Raw genomic sequence first — 14,455 nt, 5'->3', positions numbered from 1 at the left:
CTCTACCGCCCCCGTACGGCGCGCCGAGCCCCCTCCAGGTCCACCGTGACCCCGAATTCCCCGAGCGCTGTACCGAGGGCCACAAGACAGGACTCCACCAGGTCCACGCGGGCGTCCGGGCCGTAGTGGTTCACGCGGATCATCTCCTTGGCCAGCTGACCCCCGCCCGCGGCGAGCGGCAGCCCAGGGGCTCGGCTCAGCGCCTTGGCCACCACCGCGGAGGCGTCCACCCCGGACGGGGTCCGCAGGGTCGTCGCCACCGGGGCCGCCTCCGCTGCCTTGTGGACGTACGGCTCCAGGCCTCCGCCCAGCGCGATCGTGCCCGCCCGGGTCGCCGCCGCGGCCGTCGCGTGGTGGGACATCAGGGTGTCCAGGCCCTCCGACTCGATGCGGGCCAGGCACGCGTCCAGTGCCAGCATCTCCAGCTGTGCCGGGGCGTGGAGCAGGGCGCGGCGGCCGGTGTCGATCCAGCGGGCCTTCCAGTCCAGGAGGGACAGGTACGAGCGACGAGGGGCCCTGGGGTTCGCCGCCATGCGGGCCCAGGCGCGCTCGCTCACCGAGACCGCCGACACGCCCGCCGGGCCCCCCATCGCCTTCTGGGCCCCGATCACGCACAGGTCGACGCCCCACTCGTCCGGCAGCACCGGCTCCGCGCCGATCGACGCCACCGCGTCCAGGTAGAACAGGGCACCGTGGGCCCGGACCACCCCGCCGATCTCCGCCACCGGATTCGTGTTGCCGGTCGCCGCCTCCGCGTGGACCAGGGAGACGAAGTCGATCTCCGGGTGCTCGGCGAAGGCCTCGGAGATCTGCGCGGCCGTGACCGCCGTGTGGAAGGGCACCGCCAGATCGATCACCGTCGCGCCGCAGTCCCGCAGCCAGTCGCCGAAGGTCTGGCCGTACGGGCCCGTGATCACGTTCAGGGCCGTGGTGCCGGGGCCGGCGGTGCCCCGGATCGCGCCCTCCAGCGGCAGCAGCGCCTCGCCCTGCATGATCACGACGTCCTGCTCGGTGCGCAGCAGCCGCCCCACCCGGTCCTCGATCGAGGCGAACTGCGCTGCGTCCATCGGGGCGAGGTCCAGGAAGGGGTGGGTCACGGCGGTGCTCTCTTCAGTCGTGGCGATCATCGTGGCGATCATCGTGGCGGTCGACGGATCGAGGGTAACCGTCCGCAGTGGACCGCCCACTTCTTAGGTCATACGGGCTCACAGCCATCGGTTTGATTTGAGGACCTCAAACCTTTCCTTATAATCGGAACCCATAGTTCCCACACAGGAGGCTCCCCCGTGAAGACGACCCTCGGGCGCCGGACCCGCATTCTGGCCGCCACCACCGCGACGGCCGGGCTGGTGCTCGTGGCCGGCTGCTCCTCGGACGACGACGGCGGCAGCGGCACCAAGACCGCCGCCGGTGGCGTCGAGCTCGTCAAGGCGGGCCAGCTCACCACCTGCACCCACCTGCCCTACCCGCCCTTCCAGTCGGAGATCGACGGGAAGGTGCAGGGCTTCGACGTGTCCCTCATCGACCTGGTCGCCGAGGACCTCGGTGTGCAGCAGGAGATCCTCGACACGCCGTTCGAGAACTTCAAGACCGGCGCGTTCCTCAACTCCGGCGAGTGCGACCTGGCCGCCGCCGGTATGACCATCACCGAGGAGCGCAAGAAGAACGTCGACTTCTCGGACCCGTACTTCGAGGCCACCCAGGCCCTGCTCGTCGACAAGGACAGCGGGATCGGCTCGCTCGCCGACGCCAAGGGCAAGAAGGTCGGCGCCCAGGCGCAGACCACCGGTGAGGACTACGCCAAGAGCCAGGGCCTCGACCCGGTCTCCTTCGAGTCCTCCGACGCCGTCCTGAACGGTCTGCGCACCGGCCAGGTCGACGCCGTCGTCATCGACTACCCGGTCGTCCAGGGCTGGCTGAAGGACAAGGCCAACGCCGACGCCTTCTCCGTCGCCGAGCAGATCAACACCGGCGAGCAGTACGGCTTCACGGTGAAGAAGGGCAACGCCAAGCTCCTCGCCGCCGTCAACAAGGCGCTCGCCGACGCCAAGGCGGACGGCACGTACAAGGAGATCTACGAGAAGTGGATCGGCCCGTACGACGAGGCTGCCGCGTCCCCGTCGGCCTCATGACGACCACGGACCCAGAACTCCAGCCGAGGAAGAAGGGCCTGACCCGGCGACAGAAGCGCAAGCTGTCCCGCGGCATCCAGTACGTGGTCTTCGTCGCGGCCGTGATCGCCTTCGCGTTCGCGGCCGACTGGGACCAGCTCAAGAACCAGTTCGCGCAGGCCGACATCGCCGAGCAGATGTTCCCGGACATCATCACGCTGGCGCTGAAGAACACCGTGCTGTACACCCTGTCCGGCTTCGCCTTCGGACTGGTCCTCGGCATGGTGATCGCGCTGATGCGGCTGTCGTCCGTGGGCCCGTACCGCTGGTTCGCCGGTGTGTACATCGAGATCTTCCGCGGCCTGCCCGCCCTGCTGATCTTCATCTTCATCGGCGTGGCCGTGCCGCTGGCCTTCCCGGGTACGGAGATTCCCGGCGGCACCTACGGCAAGGTCGCGCTCGCGCTCGGCCTGGTCGCGGCCGCCTACATGGCGGAGACGATCCGGGCCGGCATCCAGGCGGTGCCCAAGGGGCAGATGGAGGCGGCCCGTTCGCTGGGCTTCTCCCCGGCCCGCGCGATGGTCTCGATCATCATCCCGCAGGCCTTCCGGATCATCCTCCCGCCGCTGACCAACGAGCTCGTCCTGCTGTTCAAGGACTCCTCGCTGGTGCTGTTCCTCGGTGTCACCCTGGAGGAGCGCGAGCTGTCCAAGTACGGCCGTGACCTCGCCAGCACGACCGCCAACTCCACGCCGATCCTCGTCGCGGGCCTGTGCTACCTGCTCGTGACCATCCCGCTCGGCTTCGTCGTGCGCCGCATGGAGTCCAAGGCTCAGGAGGCCGTCCGGTGAGTCGTCCCGAGATCCAAGTCCGCGATCTGCACAAGTCGTTCGGCGACAACGAGGTCCTCAAGGGCATCGACCTGGAGATCGGCCAGGGCGAGGTCGTCTGTGTCATCGGCCCTTCCGGCTCCGGCAAGTCGACCCTGCTGCGCTGTGTGAACCTGCTGGAGGAGCCCACCAAGGGCCAGGTCTTCGTCGGCGGCACCGAGCTGACCGACCCGGACGTCGACATCGACGCCGTCCGCCGCCGGATCGGCATGGTCTTCCAGCAGTTCAACCTCTTCCCGCATCTGACCGTGACCGAGAACCTCACGCTGCCGCAGCGCCGGGTGCTCCGGCGCGGCAAGGCGGAGGCCGCGAAGGTGGCCGCCGAGAACCTGGAGCGGGTGGGCCTCGCGGAGAAGGCGAGCGCCTATCCGTCCTCCCTCTCCGGCGGTCAGCAGCAGCGGGTGGCCATCGCCCGTTCGCTGGCGATGGGCCCGGAGGTGATGCTCTTCGACGAGCCGACCTCCGCCCTGGACCCGGAGCTGGTCGGCGACGTCCTCGCCGTCATGCGCATGCTCGCCGACGAAGGCATGACGATGATGGTGGTCACCCATGAGATGACCTTCGCCCGCGAGGTCGCCGACCGGGTGGTCTTCATGGACGGCGGAGTGATCGTCGAGGACGGCGTCCCGGCCCAGGTCATCGGCAACCCGAGCCACGAGCGCACCCGCCACTTCCTGTCGCGGCTGCTCGACCCGGCCATGGCCGAGGTGGAGGAGGAGATCTCCGACCAGGTGGGCAAGAGCGACTAGCGGCCCACCTGGGCGCCGGCACGAGTCATTAGGGTGCAGGCATGAGCGAACGCGCGGTGCTGCACGTGAAGGGCCGGGTCCTCGTCGGTCCGGACGACGTCCGGGACGAGCTGTGGGTCGTGGGCGGCAGGATCTCGTACGACCGACCCGTCGGCGCGGGAGACGTCCGTACCGTCGAGGGCTGGGTCCTGCCCGGCCTGGTCGACGCGCACTGTCACGTCGGCCTCGGTGCCCACGGCCCCGTCGACCAGGACATCGCGGAGAAGCAGGCGCTGACCGACCGGGAGGCCGGCACCCTGCTGATCCGCGACGCGGGCTCGCCCTCGGACACCCGCTGGGTGGACGACCGCGAGGACCTGCCGAAGATCATCCGGGCCGGCCGGCACATCGCCCGCACCCGCCGCTACATCCGCGGCTACGCCCATGAGATCGAGCCCGAGGACCTGGTCGCCTACGTCGGCCAGGAGGCCCGCCGTGGCGACGGCTGGGTCAAGCTGGTCGGCGACTGGATCGACCGCGACCTCGGCGACCTCGCCCCCAGCTGGCCCCGGGACGCGGTCGAGGCCGCCATCGCCGAGGCCCACCGGCTCGGCGCCCGGGTCACCGCCCACTGCTTCGCCGAGAGCTCCCTGCGCGACCTCGTCGAGGCGGGCATCGACTGCATCGAGCACGCCACCGGCCTCACCGAGGACCTGATCCCGCTCTTCGCCGAGCGCGGTGTCGCCATCGTGCCCACCCTGGTCAACATCGCCACCTTCCCCAGGCTCGCCGACGGCGGCGAGGGCAAGTTCCCGCGCTGGTCGGCCCATATGCGCCGACTCCACGAACGCCGTTACGACACCGTGCGCGCCGCCTACGACGCCGGCATCCCGGTGTTCGTCGGCACCGACGCCGGCGGCACCCTGCCGCACGGACTGGTCGCCGCCGAGGTGGCGGAACTGGTCACCGCGGGCATCCCCGCCACGGAGGCGCTTTCGGCCACCACTTGGGGCGCACGGCGCTGGCTCGGGCGCCCCGGACTCGACGAGGGCGCGCCGGCGGATCTGGTGGTGTACGAGACCGACCCGCGGGCCGACGTACGTGCGCTGGCCGCGCCGCGGCGGATCCTGCTGAACGGCCGCGTCATGAGTTGAGCGGGTGACTGTGGAGAACGTGCGTGCCCAGGGATTCGAAGACCTGCACGGAACGGTCACGTTGGAGTGAACCCTCGTCAGCCTGCTGACGGTCCCTTGTCCGCGCGTAATCCTTACGGGGTCCCAAGCATGTCTCTCTGGGGGTCCCACCACCTTGAACGGCAACAACTTCCGCATGCCCGCACGCCGTTTCGCCACTGTCGCGACGGCCACGGTCCTCGCCGCCGGACCAGCGGCGCTGACCGGCGCGGGCGCCGCCCACGCGACCGGTGACGAGGGCCGGGCGAGCGCCGTGGTCCTGCGCACCGGGCTCGACGTGTCCCTGCTCAACAAGACCGTGAACGTCCCGCTCGCGGTCTCCCTCAACGAGGTCCAGGCGCCGCGGAGCGCCGAGAAGACCACGCTCACCGCCGAGTTGGACGGCGTCGACGGCGGACAGCCGTTCAGCGTCCTGGCCGCCGACGTGGCCTCGGCGAAGGCGACGGTCACCGAGACCAAGGCCGAGGGGTACACCGACCTCGCGCACGCGAAGGTCCATGTTCCCGGTCTGCCCCTGCTCTCCCTGATCGAACTGGAGGGCGTCACCTCCAAGGCGACCTGCGAGGCGGGGAAGGCCCCGGCCGCCACCTCCAACCTCCTCGGCGCGGTGACCGTCCTCGGCAAGAAGGTGACCGTGACGACGGGCGGCACCACGGACGTCCAGGTGCCGGGCGTCGGCGACGTCCGCCTCGACCTGTCGAAGACGCAGACCACCTCGCGTACGGCGGCCGCCACCGCCCTCGAACTCACCGTGTCCGTGAACCCGTTGAAGCTGAACGTGGCGGAGGTGACCGGCACGGTCACGCTCGCGAAGGCCACCTGCGAGGCGCCCGCCGCGCCCGCCGCCCCGAGCGAGGAGCCCGCGCAGCAGGTCGAGCCCCAGGGTGGACCCGTCGACGAGGCCGGGCTCGCCGAGACCGGCGGCAACTCGCTCACGCCGTACCTGGCGGGCGGCGCGCTCGTCCTGCTCGTCGCGGGCGGGGGAGCGGTGGCGCTGGCCCGCCGGGGCAGGGGCTGAGCGCCGGGCTTTCCCTCAACGGGACCCCGTCAATGCGCACTTCTGCGCATTGACGGGAACCCCGCCCGGCAGGAGGTTGGGCCCACCGGAACTCCGGGCCGGGCCCGGAGTCCGAAAGCCTCGGGGGAGGAACACATGACCGACCCACAGCGCAGTGGCGTCTACGCCCTGGAGCTGCCCCGGCCCACGGGACGCCTGCCCATGCTGGAAGAACTCCGCGTCGACGTGGACGGGTTGATGCCCACCATGACCGTCAGCGGCACCAGGACCCGGCTCTTCGGCGGACGGCTCACCTGGATCGCCCGGGTGGACTGGGACGACGTACGGCAGGGATACACGGGAGAGATCACCTACCGGGACGGGAACGCGTCCCTGGAACCGCACACACACGTCGTCGTGACCCTGTCGGGCGGCCTGGCCGGCAGGGCGCGCAGGGCCGCGGTGACGTTCACCGGCGGCGGCCGCCCGGACGCGACCCGCACCTACCGCTTCCGGCGTGCGGCCTTCCGCGAGGTCGGCATCGAGTACGACTGCGCCAGCGACGCCACCGCGGTCACCGACTACGAGCTGCACGCCCACCCGAACCGGCCCGCCGACCTGCCGAGCGCCAGGCTGACCGTCGAGGACGCCTTCACCCGCCTGGGCATCACCGTCACCCGGACCGGCGGTGACGACCAGGTCCCGGTCATCAAGGCGGGCACCGACGGTGTCTGGACCGACATCGAGATGCACGACGCCATGCAGGTGCACTGGTCCAAATGGGCCGACGCGCCGCAGTGGCAGGTGTGGACGCTGTTCGCCGGACAGCACATCCGGGGCCGCACCCTCGGCGGGATCATGTTCGACGACATCGGCACCGCCCAGCGCCAGGGCTGCGCCGTCTTCAGCAACTCCTTCATCTCCGACCGGCGCCCGGGCGACCCGCACGCGGAGCACGCGGTCCGGCGACTGCGGTTCTGGACGGCCGTGCACGAGATCGGGCACTGCTTCAACCTCGCCCACTCCTGGGACAAGGACGAGGGCAGCCGGTGGATCCCGCTGGCGGAGGAGCCCCTGGCCCTCAGCTACATGAACTACCCGTTCCGCTACCCCGGCGGAGAGGCCGCCTTCTTCGCGGCCTTCCGGTACGGGTTCAGCGAGAACGAGCTCCTCTTCCTGCGCCACGCCCCGGAGCGGCTGGTCAAACAGGGCGACGCGCCCTGGTTCGACGAGCACGCCTTCGAGGAGATCCGGCAGGCCACGCCGAACGCCCTGGAGCTCACCGTACGGGTCAACAGGCCCTCCACCCGCTTCGAGGCGCTGGAGCCCGTGGTCGCTGAGGTGAAGCTGGCGAACACCTCGCTCGCGCCGGTCGTGGTGGACCGCAACGCCCTGCTCGGCGAGCGGCTGACGGTGATCATCGCCGGCGACGGCCGCGAGGCCCGCCGCTGGGTGCCGTACGCCCGGCACTGCTACCTGGACGACCCTTGCGTCCTCCGGCCCGGCGAGGCCTTGTACGCGCCGCTCTTCCTCAGCGCCGGACTGAACGGCTTCGACCTGGCCGAGCCGGGCCGCTACCGCATCCACGCGATGCTGGACACCGGCTCGGGGTCGGAGTCGGGGGAGATCCTCTCCGCGCCGCTCGCGATCGACGTCCGGCCGCCTCAGAGCCGCGATGTGGACCTGCTGGCGCCGGACGTGTACACCGACGAGGTCGGCCGGGTGCTGGCCTTCGGCGGCAGCCGCGGCCACGCCCCGGCCCTGGACCGCGCCAACGAGGTGCTGCGCGAGGCGGTCGAGCGGCTCCCGGACAGCGCGCTGGCCGTCCACGCCGCCGCGGCCCTCAGCCGCACGGCGGCCGTGCCGGGCCGGATCCTGGTGCACAACCCCGCCAACCCGCGCGACCGCGAGTTCCAGGCCTACGCGCCCGATCCGGAGCAGGCGCTCCCACTGATCGAGAAGGCCTACGGCGACCCGGGCGCCGCGGCCGACACCCTCGGCCACATCAGGCTGACACAGCAGGTCGAACAGGTGGCGGTCGCCCTGGCCGGAGCCGGTGAGCGCGCCACCCAGGAGGCGGTCCGGCTCACCAACGGCCTGGCCGACACCCTCGACGCCCGGCACGTGCTGCCCTCGGTGGTGGAGGAGGTCCGGTCCACCGCACGGGAGTTGTCGGGCTGAGGCGGAAGGACGGGTGCGGTTGGCGGTCGGTCCCTCCGCCGGCCGCACCTCACCCCCGCAACGGAGCCAACGCCCGGTCCAGTGCCCGGTCCAGCGCCCGGAGGAAGGAGTTCACCGTCGCCCGGTCCCGCACGGCGAGCCGCAGCCATTCCGCGTCGAGGCCGGGGAAGGTGTCCCCGCGCCGCACCGCGTAACCGAGGTCGCGCAAGTGCCGCCGTACGGCAGCCGCCCTCGGCAGGTGTACGAGGACGAAGGGGCCCTCCGCCGGCTGCGCCACTCTCAGGCCCCGCGCGGCGAACTCCTCCAGCCCCGCGACGAGATGGGCCCGGTCGGCGGCGATGCGGTGGGCCGCGTGGGCCGCCTCGGCCAGGGCCCGCGGCTCCATGCAGGCCTCCGCCGCGGCCAGCGCCGGGGAGGACACCGGCCACAGGGGCTGGGCGCGCTCCAGTTCCGTGACGGTCTCCGGGGCGGCGAGGACGTAGCCGATGCGCAGTCCGGCCAGGCCCCAGGTCTTGGTGAGGCTGCGCAGGACGACCAGGCCCGGCACGTCGGTGCGTCCGGCCAGGGCCTCCCGCTCGCCCGGGACCGCGTCCATGAAGGCCTCGTCCACCACCAGCGTCCGTCCGGGGCGGACGAGTTCGGCGAGGGAATCGGCCGGGTGCAGCACCGAGGTCGGGTTCGTCGGATTGCCGATCACCACCAGGTCCGCGTCCTCGGGGACGGCCGCCGGGTCGAGCCGGAAGCCGTCCTCCGCCCGCAGCAACACCCGGTCCACCGTGTGCCCGGCGTCCCGCAGCGCGGCCTCCGGCTCGGTGAACTGCGGGTGCACCACGACCGGCCGGCGGATCTTCAGGGCGCGCGCCAGCAGCACGAACGCCTCGGCGGCGCCCGCCGTGAGCAGGACGTGGTCCACCGGGAGGCCGTGCCGCGCCGCCACCGCCGCCCGCGCCGCCCGCCCGTCGGGGTAGGCGGCCAGACCCGCGAGGGAGCCGGCGATCCGGTCCCGCAGCCAGGCCGGCGGAGTGTCCGCGCGGACGTTCACCGCCAGGTCGACCAGCGCCGCACCGTCGTCACGGACCTCCGCGTCCCCGTGGTGGCGCAGGTCATGGCCCTCAGTGCGCATGCGTGTGGGCCCCGTGGTGATGGCCGTGGTGGTGATGGTGGCCGTCGTCGTCGGGGTGGAAGTGCGGCTGCTGGGGCAGGCCCACCTTGTCCTCGAAGCCCGGCAGCGCGATGCGGTACACGCACGAGTCGCAGTTCATCCGCAGATCGCCCTTGACGGCCTCCTCGTACCGCTCCATGACCAGATCCAGCAGCTCCGGCTCCGGGCCGATTACCTCGGCCGAGCGCACCTCGACCTCCGGGTGGGCCGCCGCCCAGCCCTCGGTCTGCTGCTTCACCCGGTCCGGGAGGATGCCGGTGAACAGGAAGTAGGGCAGGACGACGATTCTGCGCGCCCCCAGCTTCACACACCGGTCGAGGCCGCTCGGCACGTCCGGCGCCGCCAGCGACACGAACGCCGTCTCCACGCCCGCGTATCCACGCCCCTCCCACAGCAGCCGGGCCGCCTTGTGCACCTCCGCGTTGGCGTCCGGGTCCGTCGAACCGCGTCCCACCAGCAGCACGGTGACATCGTCCCGGCCTTGCGGATCGCGCCCGCCGAGAGCCTCGTCGAGCCGCCGCTCCAGCACGTTCAGCAGCGAGGGGTGCGGGCCCAGCGGGCGGCCGTAGGTGTACGAGATCCCCGGGTGCCGCTCCTTCTCGCGGGTCAGCGCGGCCGGGATGTCGCCTTTGGCGTGCCCGGCGGAGACCAGCATCAGCGGCACCGCGGCGAACCGGCGCACGCCCCGCTCCACCAGTTCCGTGACGGCCTCGCCCAGCGGCGGCGGGGAGAGCTCGATGAAGCCGCCCGCGACGGGCAGTTCGGGATGGCGTCGGCCCAGCTCCCGGACGAAGTCGCGGAACGCCTCGGCTCCGGCCTCGTCGCGGGTGCCATGGCCGGCGATGAGCAGGGCGGGCGGCGGGGTGGTCACGATTTCTCCTCGGAGTGTGAAACGGGGTGGTACAGCAAGGCGTTGAGCGCCGCGGAGGCGACCGCGGAGCCGCCCTTCTCGGACACGTTGCTCACGGCGGGCAGTCCGCTCTCGCGCAGCGCCTCCTTGGACTCGACCGCGCCGACGAAGCCGACGGGCAGGCCGATGACGAGGGCCGGGGCGGCGTTGAGGGTCAGCAGTTCCTCCAGCGCGGTCGGCGCGTTGCCGATCACCCAGAGGGCGCCGGGGCCGACCTGCTCGTAGGCGAGCCGGATGCCGTGGGCGGAACGGGTCAGCCCGGGCCCGGCCACCGCGTCCCGGAGGCGGCAGACGGTCTCGCGCCGGGTGATGCCGGCCCCGACCATCTCCACGTCCACGACGACGGGCGCGCCCGCGTGCAGGGCGGCGTGGGCCCGCTCCAGCTCGGTCTCGTCCATGACGAGGTCGCTCGCGTACTCCAGATCGGCCGCGGAGTGGATGACCCGCTCCACCACCGCCCGGGTCAGCGGCGGGAAGTGCGAGGTGTCCAGGCGGGCACGCAGCCGCCGGTAGGACTCCTCCTCGATGGGGTGGACGACGCGGTTCACTCGGCGCCCTCCCCGGCGGACTGCCAGCGGTAGCCGCGCGGCGTCACCATGCGCCCGGCGATGTTCCGGGTGGCGGTGTTGCCGACGGTCACGACCGTCATCATGTCGACCGTCGCAGGGTCCAGCGCGCCCAGCGTGGTGACCCTGCTGGACTCGTCGGGCCGGGAGGCGTTGCGTACGACACCGACCGGCGTGGTCGGCTCGCGGTGCCCGGCGAGGATCGCCAGCGCCTTGGGGAGCTGCCAGTCACGGCCCCGGGAGCGGGGGTTGTAGAAGGTGACCACGATGTCCGCCTCGGCCGCCGCCCGCACCCGCCGCTCGATGACCTCCCACGGTGTGTGCAGGTCGGACAGGCTGATCGACACATGGTCGTGGCCCAGCGGAGCGCCGAGGATCGCCCCGGCCGCGAGGGCGGCGGTGACCCCGGGCACACCGACCACGTCGATGTCGTCGCTCGCCTCGGCGAGCGCCGGGGAGGCCATGGCGTACACCCCGGCGTCCCCGCTGCCGATCAGCGCGACGGCGTGCCCCTTGCGGGCCTCGGCCACGGCCGTGCGCGCCCGCTCCTCCTCGGCGCCGAGCCCCGACTCCAGCAGCCGGGTGCCGGGGCGCAGCAGATCGCGGATCTGGTCGACGTACTGGTCGAGGCCCACGAGCACGGAGGCGCGGCGCAGTTCGGCCCTGGCGCGGGGGGTGAGCAGGTCCCGGGCTCCGGGTCCGAGACCGACCACGGCGAGGCGCCCGCGCCCGGGACGTCGTACGACCGCGCAGGTCGCCATCGCCGACTTCCGCTTGGGGACGAGGAGTTCACCGCCCTCCACCAGTGCCGAGGCCTCGGCGACGGAGGGGGTGCCCACGGCGGCGAGGGGGGCGTCGGAGGGGTTGGGGACCTCGACCCGCGCGAGCCGCTCGGCGGGGTACGTCACCAGCGGCACCCCGAGCCGTTCGGCGGCCTCGACGATGCCGGGCTCCTCGGCCTTGGCGCCCACGGTGGCGATCCGGGCCACGGAAGCGACGGACAGCCCCTCCAGCGAGCCGTGGATCAGCGCGAGGACCTCCTCGACCGGGGCCCCCTTCGAGGCGCCGACGCCGACGACGAGGGACGGCGGGCGCAGGACGACCTCGCGCTCGGCGGGCTCGACGGCACGGTCGGTGAGGCGGACCGTGTACGCGCCCTCGTCGGCGACCTTCAAGGCGGGCAGCGGCCACGGCAACTCGGCCGCCAGGGCGACCGGTTCACCGTCCAGCAGGGCCCGGGAGACGGCGGCGACATCGCCCTCCACCGGGAAGCCGAGGGTGTCCAGGCCGGGCAGCCCGACGGCGTCGGTCGCGGTCGTCACCACCGGCTGGGCGGTGAGCAACTCGCCCACTTGCACGGCGAGTTCATTGGCACCGCCGCCGTGTCCGCCGACCAGCGACACGGCGAACCGCCCGCCCTCGTCGACGCAGACCACGCCCGGGTCGGTCCGCTTGTCCCCGAGCAGCGGTGCGACCAGCCGCACCACGGCTCCCGTGGCGAGAAAGCACACGAGCTGCTCGCACTCCGCGAACGCGGCCCGTACGGCGTCCGCCACCGGGCCCTCGTACACGCGCGTACGGTCCGGCCACGCCGCGGCCAGCCGGTCCCGCGCAACCGCCCCCGCCGCGGTGGCGGAAATCAGGCCGATCACTGAGCAACTCCTTCGTCGACAGGGGGATTCCCCAGCCCATGGGGACTCCGTAGACCCCAGAGCAGAAACACAGGATTGGTCGCCGCCAGCCGGGACACGTCCCCCGGCAGCGGCGCGAGCCGCGAGGACTGCAGCAGCACTCCGTCGCAGTCGAACCCGGCCTCGATGAGCGCGGCCCGCACGGCCGGCACCCGGTCGAGGGCCGCCATGGCGACCACCACCGTCCGCCGGGCGCGCCGCGCGCAGGCGGTCACGACGGCGGGCAGGTCACGCCCTCCGCCACCGACGAACACCGCGTCGGGATCCTCGAGCTCAGCCAGCACCGCCGGCGCCGCCCCGTGCACGGCCCGTACGTCGACGCCGTGCGCGACGGCGTTGGCGCGGATCCGCTCGATCCCGTCCGGGGTCTTCTCCACCGCGGTCACCGCTGCGCCGAGCCGCGCGCACTCCACGGCCACCGAGCCCGAGCCCGCGCCCACGTCCCAGACCAGATCGCCGAGCCGGGGCCCGAGCCTGGCCAGGGCCAGCGCCCGTACCTCGAACTTGGTGATCATCGAGTCCCGGTGGGCGAACTCCGTCTCGTCCAGGGCCCATCCGGCGGGCCCGGCGGGCGGCCCGGCGACCGTGCGCACCGGCCCCAGCAGCCGCGTCTCGTCCAGGCACAGGACGACACTCACCGCCGTACCCCAGTCGCGGGCCGCGGCCTCGGCGGGCGTGACCCGCTCGACGCGTTCCTCGGCCGTGCCCAGCGCGGAGGCGACGAGCAGGACGCGGGGGTCCGGCCCGAGGGCCGCCCCCAGCTCCGCCGGACCGGAACCGGGGCCGGTCAGCACCGCCACCTTCGGCCGCGCCCGGCACACGTTCACGGCCGTCCGCAGGTCCCGGCCGTGCGCGCTGACCACGACGGCGTCGTCCCACGGCACCCCGGCCCGCGCGAACGCGGTCGCCACGGAGGAGACCCCCGGGCGGATGTCGAGCGCGCGGGAGCCGAACCGCTCCGCCAGCACCCGAACGATCCCGAAGAACCCCGGATCGCCGGAGGCCAGTACGACCACCCGGTGCGCCTTGTCCAGATGCCGCTCGATGGTGTCCAGCGCCGGAGCCAGCGGACCGAGGACGACCCGCTCGGCGTCGGCCGGGACGGGCGCCGCGGCCAGATGCCGCCGCCCGCCCACGACGAGCCGGGCACCGGCCAGCGTCCCGTCCGGGACGGGCGCCCCCGTCCCCGTACCGACGACGGTGATCATGTGTTCGCCCCGCGCTCGCGCAGCGCCCGACGGGCCTCGGGGTCGGCCTTGCGGAAGCCGTGGAAGTGACCGGGGTGGTAGAGGTGCGAGCGGGTGCCGTGCGCGGAGAGCGCCGGGCCGACCAGGAACAGCGTGTGCTTCCACAGCTTGTGCTCCTTGACGGTCTCCTCCAGCGTGCCGACCGTGCACTTCACGATCAGCTCCTCCGGCCAGGTGGCCTGGTAGGCGACCACGACCGGGGTGTCCGTCGGATAGCCGCCCTCCAGCAGCTCCCGCACCAGCTGCCCGCTGCGCGCCGCCGACAGGAAGACGGCCATGGTCGTGCCGTGCCGGGCGAACTCGCGTACCTCCTCGCCGGGCGGCATCGGCGTCTTGCCGCCGCCGAGCCGGGTGAGGACGACCGACTGGGCGACCTCGGGGATGGTCAGCTCGCGCTGCGCGAGCGCGGCGACGGCCGAGAAGGCGGAGACGCCCGGGACGACTTCGGTCGCGATCCCGATCAGCGCGCACCGGTCGAGCTGCTCCTGAGTGCCACCCCAGAGGGCCGGGTCACCGGAGTGGATGCGGGCGACGCGCAGCCCGTCGGCCCGCGCCCGCTCGTAGACGGCGACGACGTCCTCCAGGGACATCGTCGCCGAGTCCAGGATCTCCGCGTCCTCGCGGGCGTGCTGGAGGACCTCCGCCTGGACCAGGCTGGCCGCCCAGATCACCACGTCGGCCTCGGCGATGGCGCGCGCGGCACGGAACGTCAGCAGATCGGCGGCGCCGGGGCCGGCACCGACGAAGGTCACCTTGCCGGTGGGGGCATCGGCCATGGG

Annotated in this window: 13 protein-coding genes; 6 read left to right on the top strand and 7 right to left on the bottom strand. The window is 72.8% G+C overall.

Annotated features, from left to right (window positions below):
* Positions 1-2 precede the first annotated feature (2 nt).
* Entirely contained in the window at positions 3-1,127 is a 1,125-nt protein-coding gene (locus ACWDRW_RS18990) for a pyridoxal-phosphate-dependent aminotransferase family protein (protein WP_451724557.1), read from the bottom strand.
* Between the two features lie 159 nt (positions 1,128-1,286).
* Between ACWDRW_RS18990 and ACWDRW_RS18985 the strand changes: the two genes are divergently transcribed.
* From ACWDRW_RS18985 to ACWDRW_RS18960, 6 genes are all read left to right on the top strand, one after another.
* Positions 1,287-2,132 carry a basic amino acid ABC transporter substrate-binding protein gene (locus tag ACWDRW_RS18985; RefSeq protein WP_451724555.1) on the top strand — a complete coding sequence of 282 codons (846 nt, stop codon included), beginning with the start codon at positions 1,287-1,289 and terminating at the stop codon, positions 2,130-2,132.
* Positions 2,129-2,962, top strand: a complete 834-nt coding sequence (locus ACWDRW_RS18980; protein ID WP_451724553.1) for an amino acid ABC transporter permease — start codon at positions 2,129-2,131, stop codon at positions 2,960-2,962. The genes ACWDRW_RS18985 and ACWDRW_RS18980 overlap by 4 nt, the downstream gene beginning before the upstream one ends.
* On the top strand, positions 2,959-3,750 hold the full coding sequence (locus ACWDRW_RS18975) for an amino acid ABC transporter ATP-binding protein (RefSeq protein ID WP_451724551.1): 792 nt from the start codon (positions 2,959-2,961) through the stop codon (positions 3,748-3,750). The genes ACWDRW_RS18980 and ACWDRW_RS18975 overlap by 4 nt, the downstream gene beginning before the upstream one ends.
* A 41-nt stretch (positions 3,751-3,791) precedes the next feature.
* A complete protein-coding gene (locus tag ACWDRW_RS18970; RefSeq protein ID WP_451724549.1) occupies positions 3,792-4,883 on the top strand; it encodes an amidohydrolase family protein in 1,092 nt (363 codons plus the stop codon).
* Positions 4,884-5,037: 154 nt separating this feature from the next.
* Positions 5,038-5,940 (top strand): SCO1860 family LAETG-anchored protein, encoded by a 903-nt coding sequence (locus ACWDRW_RS18965; RefSeq protein ID WP_451724547.1) that lies wholly within the window; start codon positions 5,038-5,040, stop codon positions 5,938-5,940.
* A gap of 135 nt (positions 5,941-6,075) precedes the next feature.
* The gene (locus ACWDRW_RS18960) at positions 6,076-8,100 is read left to right on the top strand and encodes a hypothetical protein (protein WP_451724546.1); all 2,025 of its coding nucleotides are present in this window, start codon (positions 6,076-6,078) and stop codon (positions 8,098-8,100) included.
* A gap of 49 nt (positions 8,101-8,149) precedes the next feature.
* Here ACWDRW_RS18960 and cobC read toward each other — a convergent pair whose 3' ends face one another.
* From cobC to cobM, 6 genes are read right to left on the bottom strand one after another with little or no spacing between them, the layout of a single operon-like run.
* Positions 8,150-9,223, bottom strand: a complete 1,074-nt coding sequence (cobC, locus tag ACWDRW_RS18955; RefSeq protein ID WP_451724545.1) for an Rv2231c family pyridoxal phosphate-dependent protein CobC — start codon at positions 9,221-9,223, stop codon at positions 8,150-8,152.
* Positions 9,213-10,133 carry a sirohydrochlorin chelatase gene (locus ACWDRW_RS18950; RefSeq protein ID WP_451724543.1) on the bottom strand — a complete coding sequence of 307 codons (921 nt, stop codon included), beginning with the start codon at positions 10,131-10,133 and terminating at the stop codon, positions 9,213-9,215. The genes cobC and ACWDRW_RS18950 overlap by 11 nt, the downstream gene beginning before the upstream one ends.
* On the bottom strand, positions 10,130-10,720 hold the full coding sequence (locus tag ACWDRW_RS18945) for a precorrin-8X methylmutase (protein WP_451724539.1): 591 nt from the start codon (positions 10,718-10,720) through the stop codon (positions 10,130-10,132). Before ACWDRW_RS18945 ends, ACWDRW_RS18950 begins: the two co-directional genes overlap by 4 nt.
* Positions 10,717-12,390, bottom strand: a complete 1,674-nt coding sequence (cobJ, locus tag ACWDRW_RS18940) for a precorrin-3B C(17)-methyltransferase (RefSeq protein WP_451724538.1) — start codon at positions 12,388-12,390, stop codon at positions 10,717-10,719. Before cobJ ends, ACWDRW_RS18945 begins: the two co-directional genes overlap by 4 nt.
* Positions 12,387-13,637: a precorrin-6y C5,15-methyltransferase (decarboxylating) subunit CbiE gene (cbiE, locus tag ACWDRW_RS18935; protein WP_451724536.1), complete on the bottom strand. Its 1,251-nt coding sequence runs from the start codon at positions 13,635-13,637 to the stop codon at positions 12,387-12,389. The genes cobJ and cbiE overlap by 4 nt, the downstream gene beginning before the upstream one ends.
* Positions 13,634-14,452 (bottom strand): precorrin-4 C(11)-methyltransferase, encoded by an 819-nt coding sequence (gene cobM, locus ACWDRW_RS18930; protein ID WP_451724534.1) that lies wholly within the window; start codon positions 14,450-14,452, stop codon positions 13,634-13,636. Before cobM ends, cbiE begins: the two co-directional genes overlap by 4 nt.
* Between the last annotated feature and the right edge of the window lie 3 nt (positions 14,453-14,455).

Source organism: Streptomyces sp. NPDC003635 (assembly GCF_053587635.1).
Note: the sequence above shows the minus strand (reverse complement) of the source record. Positions and strands in the feature narration are given on the sequence as shown.

Coding starts and splice junctions, on each gene's coding strand:
- cobC (WP_451724545.1), bottom strand. CDS start 9,223: ATGCGCACTGAGGGCCATGACCTGCGCCACCACGGGGACGCGGAGGTC.
- ACWDRW_RS18990 (WP_451724557.1), bottom strand. CDS start 1,127: ATGATCGCCACGACTGAAGAGAGCACCGCCGTGACCCACCCCTTCCTG.
- ACWDRW_RS18960 (WP_451724546.1), top strand. CDS start 6,076: ATGACCGACCCACAGCGCAGTGGCGTCTACGCCCTGGAGCTGCCCCGG.
- cbiE (WP_451724536.1), bottom strand. CDS start 13,637: ATGATCACCGTCGTCGGTACGGGGACGGGGGCGCCCGTCCCGGACGGG.
- cobM (WP_451724534.1), bottom strand. CDS start 14,452: ATGGCCGATGCCCCCACCGGCAAGGTGACCTTCGTCGGTGCCGGCCCC.
- ACWDRW_RS18980 (WP_451724553.1), top strand. CDS start 2,129: ATGACGACCACGGACCCAGAACTCCAGCCGAGGAAGAAGGGCCTGACC.
- ACWDRW_RS18970 (WP_451724549.1), top strand. CDS start 3,792: ATGAGCGAACGCGCGGTGCTGCACGTGAAGGGCCGGGTCCTCGTCGGT.